General features: G+C 44.2%; 10 protein-coding genes and 1 CRISPR repeat array (1 of these 11 cut by a window edge). All 10 genes read right to left on the bottom strand.

Annotated features, from left to right (window positions below; genetic code table 11):
* Positions 1 to 916: a CRISPR direct-repeat array (repeat unit 29 nt; unit sequence CTTTAAATCCCTCTCCGTTCAGATAAAAC); it reaches 4,910 nt to the left of the window's first position.
* Between the two features lie 198 nt (positions 917 to 1,114).
* Positions 1,115 to 1,378, bottom strand: a complete 264-nt coding sequence (gene cas2 / locus GC56T3_RS07530) for a CRISPR-associated endonuclease Cas2 (RefSeq protein WP_013144995.1) — start codon at positions 1,376 to 1,378, stop codon at positions 1,115 to 1,117.
* A gap of 3 nt (positions 1,379 to 1,381) precedes the next feature.
* The gene (cas1b, locus tag GC56T3_RS07525) at positions 1,382 to 2,365 is read right to left on the bottom strand and encodes a type I-B CRISPR-associated endonuclease Cas1b (protein ID WP_041468337.1); all 984 of its coding nucleotides are present in this window, start codon (positions 2,363 to 2,365) and stop codon (positions 1,382 to 1,384) included.
* Positions 2,365 to 2,862 carry a CRISPR-associated protein Cas4 gene (gene cas4 / locus GC56T3_RS07520; protein ID WP_013144993.1) on the bottom strand — a complete coding sequence of 166 codons (498 nt, stop codon included), beginning with the start codon at positions 2,860 to 2,862 and terminating at the stop codon, positions 2,365 to 2,367. Before cas4 ends, cas1b begins: the two co-directional genes overlap by 1 nt.
* Positions 2,863 to 2,876: 14 nt before the next feature.
* Positions 2,877 to 5,054, bottom strand: a complete 2,178-nt coding sequence (locus tag GC56T3_RS07515; protein WP_013144992.1) for a CRISPR-associated helicase/endonuclease Cas3 — start codon at positions 5,052 to 5,054, stop codon at positions 2,877 to 2,879.
* Between the two features lie 22 nt (positions 5,055 to 5,076).
* Positions 5,077 to 5,778 (bottom strand): type I-B CRISPR-associated protein Cas5b, encoded by a 702-nt coding sequence (gene cas5b / locus GC56T3_RS07510; RefSeq protein ID WP_041468334.1) that lies wholly within the window; start codon positions 5,776 to 5,778, stop codon positions 5,077 to 5,079.
* Positions 5,779 to 5,780: 2 nt separating this feature from the next.
* Positions 5,781 to 6,668 carry a type I-B CRISPR-associated protein Cas7/Cst2/DevR gene (gene cas7i / locus GC56T3_RS07505; protein ID WP_013144990.1) on the bottom strand — a complete coding sequence of 296 codons (888 nt, stop codon included), beginning with the start codon at positions 6,666 to 6,668 and terminating at the stop codon, positions 5,781 to 5,783.
* A complete protein-coding gene (locus tag GC56T3_RS07500; protein ID WP_013144989.1) occupies positions 6,665 to 8,473 on the bottom strand; it encodes a CRISPR-associated protein Cst1 in 1,809 nt (602 codons plus the stop codon). The genes cas7i and GC56T3_RS07500 overlap by 4 nt, the downstream gene beginning before the upstream one ends.
* Positions 8,470 to 9,195 carry a CRISPR-associated endoribonuclease Cas6 gene (cas6, locus tag GC56T3_RS07495; protein ID WP_013144988.1) on the bottom strand — a complete coding sequence of 242 codons (726 nt, stop codon included), beginning with the start codon at positions 9,193 to 9,195 and terminating at the stop codon, positions 8,470 to 8,472. Before cas6 ends, GC56T3_RS07500 begins: the two co-directional genes overlap by 4 nt.
* Before the next feature lie 181 nt (positions 9,196 to 9,376).
* Positions 9,377 to 11,833 carry a DEAD/DEAH box helicase family protein gene (locus tag GC56T3_RS07490; protein WP_013144987.1) on the bottom strand — a complete coding sequence of 819 codons (2,457 nt, stop codon included), beginning with the start codon at positions 11,831 to 11,833 and terminating at the stop codon, positions 9,377 to 9,379.
* Positions 11,826 to 12,152, bottom strand: a complete 327-nt coding sequence (locus GC56T3_RS07485; RefSeq protein ID WP_013144986.1) for a nucleoside triphosphate pyrophosphohydrolase — start codon at positions 12,150 to 12,152, stop codon at positions 11,826 to 11,828. The genes GC56T3_RS07490 and GC56T3_RS07485 overlap by 8 nt, the downstream gene beginning before the upstream one ends.
* Positions 12,153 to 12,303 lie beyond the last annotated feature (151 nt).

Here is a 12,303-nt window from a genome sequence, read left to right as displayed (position 1 = left end):
ACGGTTGAGTATCTCATGTCTCTTTCAATGGAGAACTTTAAATCCCTCTCCGTTCAGATAAAACTGAGAAGTGATTTCGCAGACATTTCTAAGCTGAACACTTTAAATCCCTCTCCGTTCAGATAAAACCCGGTCGGGTATAAAAAGGCAATCTCTTGCAGTAGCCTTTAAATCCCTCTCCGTTCAGATAAAACGTTTGTCTTGCCGTTGCTCCACCCCGCGATTCAATCTTTAAATCCCTCTCCGTTCAGATAAAACTCGCTTCCTCAATTTTATTTTCAGCAAGAAGTTTACTTTAAATCCCTCTCCGTTCAGATAAAACTATTACACGCCTATCATACCACATTTATCCGTTTTCTTTAAATCCCTCTCCGTTCAGATAAAACGGATTGTCCGCTTCGTGAAGCCATACACCAGTCAATGAAACTTTAAATCCCTCTCCGTTCAGATAAAACCCAGTGATGCCGTCAAATGTAACGGACGTTTTAAAACTTTAAATCCCTCTCCGTTCAGATAAAACCTAAATAATCGCTCGCATACTCCACGATTTTATGTGTTCTTTAAATCCCTCTCCGTTCAGATAAAACGGGCTACTGTGCACTTTATAGTTTTGGATGACAATCACTTTAAATCCCTCTCCGTTCAGATAAAACTTGTGTTGTATCGTGAAAACGCCGTCCGATTCGTCCCACTTTAAATCCCTCTCCGTTCAGATAAAACCTCACTCACGAGTTTGAATTGGTGTAGTGTTTCTAACTTTAAATCCCTCTCCGTTCAGATAAAACGCATAAATTCCGCGTTCGTACCACTGAATTGATGCACTTTAAATCCCTCTCCGTTCAGATAAAACGTGAAACAAATTCTCGTCGTGTCGCTGGCCACCACGTCTTTAAATCCCTCTCCGTTCAGATAAAACCCCCTATCAGTTACAAAGCAATATTCATTGATGTAACAAGGAATTCCGGCTAATGCCTACACAACAATTATACCTCATTTTGCAGTAAAGTAGTAATTGTGTTTTCTATGCTGCGCAAATAATGACACACTTCCCTTAATAAATCAAGCTTTTCCCCATTTATCCGCTAAAAGGAGGTTCACTGCAAATTCTTAAAACTTAGAGGAACAACTCATCAAAATTCTTTTCCTGACCAAATACCCGCTTTTTTATATTCTTCGGATTTCCTACTTCGTATAAGTAAATGGAGTCTTCTTCTTTATCAATGATCATCTCCAATTCATACATGCACTTCATCAGCAGGCTTTTCGAAATCTCCCCTTCAAATACGCTATTTTGCGTCCAAGTGAGATATTCCTTTAATTTTTTGCAAACTTTGTTGACCCGCTTTTCCGCTACGTCATACGTAATGATAACAAACATGTTTCACCACCAAGCTTTCAACGGTTTATATAGTTCATCCCCAATGAAATGTTTAATGAGCTTGTAGCATTCCAATCGTATAAAATGCCGATAACTCACTTTTCTTTTCAGCTTCCGATGTTGGATGGATGTAGCCAATTTATTCTCCCACTCAATAATAAACTTTTTCTTTCCTTCCTCATTTAAAAATACCATTCCATCTATATCATCAAAATGTTTATTGGTAATGATCCGATTGTTAATGGAAGCGATAATAACCGGATCGACGATCAATGGCTTAAAGATTTCAGCTAAATCCAAACTTAACGAAAATCGTCTTGTCGACGGTTCGTGCAAAAAACTAACCGTAGGATCAAGCGGCGTCTTGTAAATTTCCCCCAAAACAGTTGTATAACATAAGGAATTTCCGAATGATATCAAAGCATTCAGCGGGTCGCGCGGAGGTTGCTTTGTCCGCTTTTCAAACGTAAAGTCTTGCTTCAAAATCTCGTTAAAGGACTGATAATAATGTTGTCGGATTCGTCCCTCTATTCCCATCAGCTCTTGAACAGTGCTCGCTGTGTTCATCTTTTTTGCCTCTTCCTCAATCTGATGGATATAAATCTCCGTTTTCTCTCGATGCCTACGAATATTACGCAACATATGGTGCACAGCACTTTCTAAAAACATCTTGGCGATATACAACCTTTTGCCATTATCAAGATAATGAGCGCTCTGCTGCACAACGGTAAAACCAGACACTTTTCGATTTCTCGGACAGAATGTGCCTGCGTAAAATCCATAGTAATTGAAAATATGCAAATGAACTTCATGCTGGCTTAACAAATTAAGCAAAGCGGAGTTGAAGTCCACTTCCCCAAATATATATAAATTTTCGATTTGATGCACAGGAAGCGATCTCTTGTTTTCGTTTTCATCTAAAAAATAAATCGTATTGTCCTTTCGCTTGAGCCGCCCATTTGAAAAGATATAATGATCTTTCAACATCATTCGTCACCTTCCAGTGCATAACAAAATTCGTAATATGCACACTTCGAGCAATATGATAGTTTTTTAAGAGGCGGGGGAGAGGGAAGTTGCAAAATTTGATAGATGTCTTTTAAAGCCTTTTCCACCTTTCGCTCGTCTTCTTCTGTTAATATCACTTCCTCCGTCTTTCTTTCCTTCGTATAGCTGATCAATCCTTTTTTATGAATGCCTCGTTTTTTCAGTTCGTAAAGATAGTACAACATTTGAAAACGGTCCGCTTCAGCCATTTTGCTGGAAATTTTGATTTCGCGAACGTACTCTTCCTCTAATGCATCCAGCTTAAACGTGTCATCAATGAGAATTTCTCTCTCATTCAAGCGTGGATACGCCCGTTCGTGCAGAATCTTTCCTTCGATCACTCGTTCGTGCTCTTCTTCCATTCCAATTCCTTTGGAAAACAACCATAATTTCCGCTTGCACACTTTGTAATAATGGATTTGAACACCGCTTGCCATTCACTGCACTCTCCTTAATAAAATGCAGACAATGGTGTATCAATCTGAATGCCTTTTCCTCTCCCCATTTCTCGATCAAAATCGTATTCAACATCGGCAATGTATATATGATCAAACGGCTTAGACAATCGTTCTGAGACACATTTCTCCGCAAGAAAACGGTGGACGCTGATCGTCTTCTTTTCGATCTCCATGCGCAAACGAATCCGCTCTCGCCAGTCTCGGCAACGGCGGCATTCATCGATGACATGGGCGATTTCGTCGTAAATTCGCCGTGGAATGATGGGAACGGTCTGAATGTCACGCAGTTTCCGCTGTGCCTCTTTCTTGCTCATTTCATACGGATCTAAATGGTCAAACATAGCTAACGCATCCTCGAACTCCTGCAAAAACGAAGTTCCTTTCAATCTCTCACGTTCATACAACTTGCCAACCAGCTCAATTTTTGTTCGCTCATCGAGAATTTGTCCGTCAAAAGGCCTCAACAACTCCGTGCTTTCACACACGAGATGCCCGTCATATACGGATGGAACCCCAGAAACGTTTTGTGTAAAAATATGGATGTTGCATTGTTCCCCTTGAATAACCCTTCTTCGATAACAGCGCCCAAGACGTTGAAACAGACTGTCCAGTGGAGACATTTCTGTGAATAAATAGTCAAAATCAATATCAATGCTTGCTTCGACAAGCTGAGTCGTAATCCACACCCCATTTGTCTTTGCCTCATTGAACTCTTTAATTTGCCGCTCGAGCCATTGACGATCTTCTTGCGTAAATTGTGAGTGCAGCAAATGAACAGGTACATCGCTGGCCATTTCGGATAACCGTTCATACAGTTCCATCGCCCGACGAACCGTATTCACAATGACCAACACTTGGGATGAACGCGCCATTCTGACAAAGTCCTCTATTCCTTTTGTTATTTCCTGATCATGGAGCTGAATGCGGTGACGGTGATGTTCACTGTCAATAAATTCGCCGAAAACGGTGTCTTCTTCATCGATGATGCTTCGGCGCTTGAGTTCATCCAAATATAAAGTTGGCAATGTGGCCGTCATAATCATGAATCGGCCGCCTACTTTTTTAATCATTTCTAATGACTTAATCAACATCGCAGCAATTTTTGGATCATACGCTTGGATTTCATCGATCACCACTTTGGCATTTGCCATGCTTGCCAATTCCTTTTCAAATCCTCGATAATAAAAAGGAAACTTTAAAATTTGGTCAACGGTTGTGAAAAGCAGCTTCATGGACAACTGTTGCGACTGTTGCTTAATCGCCTCCCAATTTTCTTCCCCTCGCTCCGCTAAGTAGAAAGCACTTGTGGAATGCAAAAGACCTGCGGCACCGTACCCCATTTGATGACGAACTCGTTCATAAATAGCGTTGATGCTGACGCGAAGAGGCAAAGTGAAAAAGGCCTTGTCTCGATCGATCCATAGTAAGGCAGATTCCGTCTTTCCCATGCCCGTTTGTGCAATGACAATCACATTTTTATCAGTATGGCTTTCTGTAAAACGCTGCAAATCATTTGGATAAAACGATTGATTCTCCATGTAGCGCCGCACATAAACGCCAACGTTTTGATCAACTCCGGTCTCAACATCAAGGTGTGCCGAAGCCGCATGGTCGATGCGTTGAAGAAGCCCTTTGATTAATACATAATCCCAAAACGATTCCCCGTCGTGTATCGTGTATCGCCGCAATAAGCGATCCACGAATCGGAACGATAACTTTTCTGCTAAGGGGAGCCTCATGTGTTGGGCGATGGCTTCCTTTTGCAAATATAAGTCACTCTGCAATACATGGCGGATGGCTTCTTTGTCGGGAAGCTTGTCCCGCTCATGATGGTAGCCGATGGCATGAGTTAACAGTCGTATTTCTTCTTTCGTCAAATTCAATTGCTCAAATGGAACAAGGCCGACAGACAGATAGTTATGCGGTACATTGGCGTCGCAATCAGTTTCCAGCAGTTCTTCTTGAATGGCGCGGCGGATTTTATTTTGAAACACCGTGTTCGCTTTCCCGATGTCATGGTACTCGATCGCTAATCGAAGCAATTCCCACATTCTTTCATTGACACGAATCAATCGGTCTCCATAACTGTCCTTTAGTAATCGCCAATTATCAAGAAGACGATCCGTATGTTCACGGATCGTCTCTCTCGTTTCGGACTTTGCATAAAACATGACCGTTTGATTTCCTCCCATTCTATAAATGGAAAAATACGAGCTCCCCGTCTTCATCAATACATGCTCCCTCTGGAGCTGTCGTCCCTTTTCGCACGTATCCCACATTGACTTTCTCCCATTTTCTCACTCCGTTCACGACTTCGTATTTCCAAGGGAGTTCATATGGGATATGCTTTATGTCTATATCGAGCAAATGGTGGGGAATGTAAGCGTAATAGCGTAAATCTTTCTCTTCATCCAATTCATCTACCTGAACTATTTTATACTCATCAATTCGGACCAAATCTTCCCATCTACCTAAGCTATAATGGTTTTCGCCAGTTTCGATGGCATGTATTACCCGTTCAAGAACTTCTTTTTCTGCCTCAACGTGAATCAACAAATCAACTCGGTACAACAAATGTGTATAAATGGGCATTGTCGTGATTTCGTTAGCATCGTACGAAAACGACTCATCCTGAATCCCATCAAGGATCAGTGGAAAAGCAGCGACATCACGTTTTTTAAAAAAGTAATGCCGCTGATAGTCGAGCAGTTTCGCCTCATACTCCCCTTGAACGCTTAGGCGCATGGGGATGAAACGATCCGCGCGAAGCAACGCGTGAATCATTCCTTTAACTGTAGAATAAGGCGGAAGCGGATATGTTTCCGCCACCTTGGAAGCGAACGGTTTTTTATAGCACGCTGTCTCTTGAAATAGTTTTAAACGCAACGCCTTCATTATCATTCACCGTAGTATGTTTGAACTTGTTCAGCAATATGGCGGAAAAACTGCTCCACTGATCCAGTCTTCTCTGCAAATCGTTGTGCAAATTCATCTTCATTCGCAAATATGCCGCTTACTAAACCGATGCGCGTCTCGTCAGCAACTGGCTTGCCTGCGAACGTTTGCGCCATGGTATCAGCGATAGGGGCAACTTCAATTTCCCATCCTCGCGGCGAAGAGGCTAGGCGAATTTTCCCAAGAAAAAACGGATTTGCTACATCATATACTCCACCGATGACGAATAGCGGGGACAAGTTTTCACGACGACCGCGAATATTCCGATTGAGCAACTTCACAATATCAAGCAATTGCTGAACGCGCTTCGCTTTTTCCTGATTGGACAGCTCGACCTCCCCATCGACGCCAATGCGATGTAAGTCTATCGTGATGGTGTAACAATAGAAGCTTTGGTGCTGCTCGATCTGAGCTAAATTCGGATCAGCGCCAATTCGGCTGGCTAGCCCCATGTTATTCAAAAATTCCAAATCGCTTTTATACGGTTCAAGGGAAACAGCATGGCTTAAACGCACGACAGCAGTGCGTTTTTGCGAGTTTTTATCCGTTTTCAAGTACCCGAATAAATCCATTTCAACGGAATCTTCGATGGTGACGTCTTTTTTGAACTGAACAACACCACTCGCTTTATCGACGGTATTTAAGTTCCAGCCAAACAGTTCATTTCCTAAACGGACGATATCGTAACGCAAACTTTGCCGCGATGCGTATGTGTACGCCTCTCCATTGCCGCGATGAAACTTTTTCAATTCGGAAATATTCGCAATGCCCTCTCCATAGTTTAGCGATCCCGCTTGAAAGACAATCGTCATCGTGACCGTTTTCGTCATGATACAACCTCCTCTTGTTCTCCTTGTCCTTCTTGAGACAGCAACCCAGCAATAAAGGCGTTGGCTACAGCAGGAAAATCCAAATCCCGCTCATGCAGCGCATTTAAGAAAAGCGAAGAAATGGGCTGATCCGCTGACATATGAAGCCGGAACAACGTATCCAAGAAGCTTTTCCGATCCCCCGCTTTCGCTGCGTTTAACAACCGATAGGCAATCGCGCTAATTTTTTTACTCGGGCTGGCAGAATAATGGTCAGCCGTTTTAGCACTTCCAGCCTGTTCCAATGCCTTTCGAATCTCTTGGCCGCACCGATATAGGGCATATACCCTTTTGTCTGTTTTCTCCATTTCTTTTCCTCCCCTTTTCAGCTGCATAATTCGGCTGCGTTCGCCAACAGCGATGTAAGGGCCGATGTGGGAACGTCCATTTTCAATACAATCACGCAAATATTCATAAATGACTCGAGCAGGATCCGCTCCACGCAGTACGTCTTGGATGAACTGTTCTCGATAGTCATAGTGGACGTAATCCAACTTTCCAGGATATTCAACAAAATAGCGGGCCAAATACAATGGAAGATGGTAATAGTGCAAATGCGTTTTTTTGCTGTCATAGTCAGAAGAAAATTCTAAGAAAAATAGATGGTCGACCACATAGTTTGCTTCTTTCGTTACACTTTGGACGAGCTTGCTTACGATGCGGTCAAACGGATCTTTTTGCTGCTTCATCTGCTTCAGGTGGTTGTTTTTCTGCAAAATCTCAGGGAATGCCGCATCGGATTGGACAAAGCCTGCGTACATGCGATACTTGTTTTGCTTTTTATTTTGCTTTTTAAAGACCTCTTTCTTTAAGTAAATCGCCGCACCGGCAGGAGCAAAAAACAACACAAGTTTCACCAAAGATGAAATTGGTTTCGGCTGCTTGTCCCGCAAGTCCCAATTGAAATTAAAAGCCTTGCCTGTTATCCCGATCGGGGAAAAAATCATTTCTTCGAAATTATAAAAGGCAACATGACCAGGGAAAAACATGCATTCATACATCACGTTCATCTCTTCTTGCATTTGTGGCAAAGTTTTCTTTCTCCACGCTCTCTTCAACGCTTTAAACGGTTCATATTCAGCATGCTCATCCAAAAAACGAAGAACCTCTTTCTCTGTGGAAGCCGAACGCAAGATTTGTTCCAATTGAAGATCGAGTTGCACCGGAACAATATAATCGGCTTGAAATTGTTCGATATGCCCTTCCAAATCCAAATGATTTTTCGAAACATTTAAGAATGATACTTGTCCAAAAAACGACTTAAGGACAGCCGCTTTAAAATAATTTAATGTCAGCTTTTCATTAATGGTTTCTTTGAAAAGAAGTTGTTGAAATTCCGCGATACATTGCTCCAATTGCTCGATTTGTTCCGGTTTTTTTATTGACTTAATCGCTTCAAGCAAGGGATTGACCGGCTCATTAGGGAAATACTGTTGAATTTCCTTCCCCATATCCTTAATCGTCTCTTTTATATTGGACAGAGCTGTTGAAAACGAATTTTCACTTTTAGCCTGTCCAAGATACGAAAGTAATCTCTCTTTGGTCCGCTTTGCCGTGCTGTATTCGTCGATTAAATAAAGAAAATACGCCCGCGGCAACTGTGGAAGCACGCCTGTCTCCAGTTCAAGCCCCTGTGGAACGATTCGGATGCTGTTTTTGTACTGCTGATCAATCAAACTATTTTTCAGCCCGTATTCGAAAACACGGTACAGCCCAACAAGCCCCATTGTCACCATCCACTCGCCCATGCGGAGTTCAATCTTCATCCCCGCACCTCCTCTACCTCAAGCAGCCCAAATCCTTGATTGCGCCGTTTCGATAATCCAAGCTGATACAGCAGCTGTAAATCGCTTGGATGGCCGGTTAGCGAAAAGAGAGTTTGGTAGGCTGTAAAATATAAGACGTTGCCGCCCCCATGCGTTGCCTCGAATTCGTGATTCGTCTCCTTCACGACCATCTTGCGCCATCGCAACGGCCGCACAATCAAGGGCGACAATAGCCCATTTCCCCGATACTGCCGCAAAATCAGATCCGCTAAATAATTCACGTGCTCCTCATAGTCAGGGGCATCTGGGCTGATCGGCTTCTGGTTTTTATCTTCAACCAACATCGGAGAGAGGGTGCGAAACACCACCGTAGAATCTGTGATCGTTTTCTCCGGCAGCATGCGGATTTTTTCTTTTACAAGCTGATAGTGCTTGTATGAAAATACTTGCTTTTGTTGCAAACCGTTGTATAAGTGCAAGAGAAACTCATGGTCAGGCGAACTAACGGTCATCGTTATCCCTTCTAAATAAACCTCTTGATCAGAAAATCGGAAATTTTTTAAGTATGTAGAAAACGAAAATGGTTTCATGGAAACACTGTCGTATAAACGCTCATAATATTGCTCATCCGACATTCGTAATGCTTCTTTTATCACTGACACCAGCATCATGCGGTATGAAACAGGCATTCTTTCCGCTTTAAAAGAACAAGCAAGCCTCATGACGCACCTCCTTTTGGTTTGTATATTACCTTATTTTGGCTAAAAATGTTGTCGAAATTTGTCTTTTGATTAAAATAAATTTGCTTCTTGCCCTCAGACTCCTAATTTATTTGAGGTTGTGAAACGATCGATCAAATGTTTCCGACAGATTCACAATTTTTGATTAAGGAATGCAGTACTCCTAGTTTATCAATCCATCCTTCCTCTCAAAATACACATGCAACCGATACTCGCAAATCTCTTTTGTCCAGTTGTACAATATTTCTTCGTGTTCGCGCGCGATGGGAAATTGGAGCACAAAAATGTTGTTCTCAAAGGAAATCAGTCCATTCGAACTGCCGCTCCATTTCGTCATCGGCATGCGGGCGATCAACCGGCTCACCTTTTCCTGGTCATATTCCCAGAGGCGCTTCGTTTCTCCGTCGGAAAAATCGATGCGCTTTCGGTATTCTTTTTCCGTTAAATACCGATGGAAAAACGGGGCAGCCTCCTGCGGTGTAATTGGTTGGTGCCATCCGGACGGTCCACGTTCAAGCATGGCTTTTAGAACAACCATTTTGTAGCTTTTTGACATCACCGTACGTTCCACTTCAACAAGCCACGGTTCGTATTTTCGGAACACGTCCTTTTCTAGATCGGACAACTCCCCCGCCCAATATAAAAAGCCGACATAAGATCCGAACTCTTGTTTGTACTCCGCCGCTTCGCTTCGGCCTTGGAGATGCAGTTCCAAATAAGTCGGCCGTCTGCCGAGCTCCTGTTTCAGCTCCCGATAATCAGCAAGCAGCCGTTCTTTGCGCGGTTGGCGTTTTTTCTGCATCTCTTCGAGAAGATGGATGGTTTGAACATCGAGATGCAGTTCGCACGTTTCCGGAACCGTTGGCATAACAGGTTCCCGTGCCTTTTTCTTCGTTTCGCCCCGCTGTGTATCAAACAGGCGCAGTTTGACATCCGCATTCCGGTAGTTTCCGATTAAATCAATAATCACGCAATAATCCTTGCCTTTGTACAGCCGCAGCCCGCGCCCGACTTGCTGGGTGAAGACGGTCAGCGATTCCGTCGGCCGCACGAACAAAAGTGTATCGACAGAAGGAATATCGACCCCTTCATTGAACAAGTCGACGGTGAAAATGGCGTCCAGTTCACGGCGTTCCAACATGGCAATGGCCTGCTTGCGCGAAATAGCCGTCTGCTTCGAATGAAGGCTGACCGTCCGGCAGCCATGGCGTTGGAAATATTCGGACAGAAAACCGGCTTGCCGAATCGATGAACAAAAGACAAGCGTTCTCGTTTTCTTGTATCGCTTCCACGCTCGCAAAATCTTCTCCGCCATCTCCTCGCGAAGCTGCACTTGAAGCAGCTCTTCCTCATCATAGCGATTGCCAAGCCACTTGATTTGCGAATAGTCTGTGTCATCGTAGACCCCGTAATAATGGAAGGGAGCCAACCAACCGCGCTGCACCGCTTCGATAAAATCGATGCGATACGCGACATTTCCGTCGCAAAGGGCGTATACGTCTTTGTTGTCGCTCCGATCTGGAGTAGCAGTGATGCCAAGCAAAAATTTCGGCTGAAAATAACAAAGGACGCGTTCGTACGAGCGGGCTGCCGCATGGTGGAACTCGTCGACAACAATCAAGTCAAATGCGTCGGGACGAAACGAATGCAAATGTTTTTTCATGCTTAGCGTAAAGATCGAAGCAAACACCATGTCGGCATTTCCGTCTTTTTGATTGCCATCGTACAGTCCTGCTGTTCGATCAGGAATCACGCGTTCAAACGACTGCTTCGCCTGGCGAAGAATTTCTTCGCGATGGGCGATAAACAGCACCCGCGAAAAACGGCGGGCAAAAAAAGCGGCCAAGTATGTTTTTCCCAGCCCGGTCGCCATGACAACCATCGCTTTGTCGTACCCTTCTTCATAGGCAGCTTCCAACCGCTCCAACGCCTCAACTTGGGCAAAGCGCGGCTGGATCGTTCCATATGGCGCCGCCGTTTCATGGACAACATCGGCCTTGTCCGTCATCTCCTCCTCTTGCTTCTTCTCCGTCTCCGTCGGAAGCATTAGCTCGATTTCCTCATTCTCCGCCCATATGCGGGCTAAATTGGGGTGCCGCTGATGATAGTCTTGATGCTGCTTTTCATAGTCAGCGGCCGTTTCGGCATTGACCGGCACCGTTTCCGGAGCGTAAAACAGCTTTAAAAACTGCTCCATCGCTTCCGCAAATACCCCTTCATCAACGCTCTTATCCAGCCCAAGGTTCCATTCGACACCGTCAGTGAGCGCCGAGCGGGACAAGTTGGAAGAACCAACAATAAAATAGCCGCCTTCTGCATCTTCAAATAGGTACGCTTTCGGATGAAAGGAAACTCCATTGCTGCGGTACAAACGCACCTCGATGTCCGGGTGGATGGATAGAAGCTCGCGCAGCGCCTCTGGCTGGGTGACAAACAAATAATCGCCGACGCAAATTTTGATATCCGCGCCCCGCTCCGCAGCTGCCCACAAATTGTCCTTCAACAGGCGAACCCCGGACTTCATGGCAAACGATGTCAGTATGTATATGGTCGACGAGCGGCTCATCTGTTCCTGCAGCTTGTCGAGGAGGCGTTTGGAAATCAACTCCACCTTACTCATCGTGAACCTCAATCAAGAAAATTTTCTCCCGAAAGCCGCCGCGTTGTTCTGCCTTTTTGGCGCGAATGTGTTCCACTCGCTCGATTGAAGCGCCATGGCATTGGGCCAAAGCATGAATAATTTCCAACACATCCGCAAGCTCTTCAAGAGCCGCCTCGTCCGTTTCTGCTTGGACGTATTCTTCAAGCTCTTCAAACGCTTTTTTCTGCAGTTCTTTCCGATACTCTTCATCGTCAAGTATGCGAGTTGTGAACGTTTTTCCCGCTTGTTCGATAATGGTTGGAATGCGGTCGCGAACGAGTTTGTTGTATATCGGCATGTTCATTCCTCCATTTACAAAACTATACTACTATTTTACAAAATTTCGCCTTTTTTTCATAGGAAAGAACACACAGAAGCCCGCCCTTTCTAAGATCTATTGCCTGTTGCAAATGAAAAAACCAAAAATTTCACATACTCCCCCCTCTCTC

Origin of the sequence: Geobacillus sp. C56-T3 (assembly GCF_000092445.1) — a bacterium.
Taxonomy (GTDB): Bacteria; Bacillota; Bacilli; order Bacillales; family Anoxybacillaceae; genus Geobacillus; species Geobacillus thermoleovorans.
The sequence above is the reverse complement of the archived record's forward strand: the minus strand, read 5'-3'. Positions and strand labels throughout refer to the sequence as shown.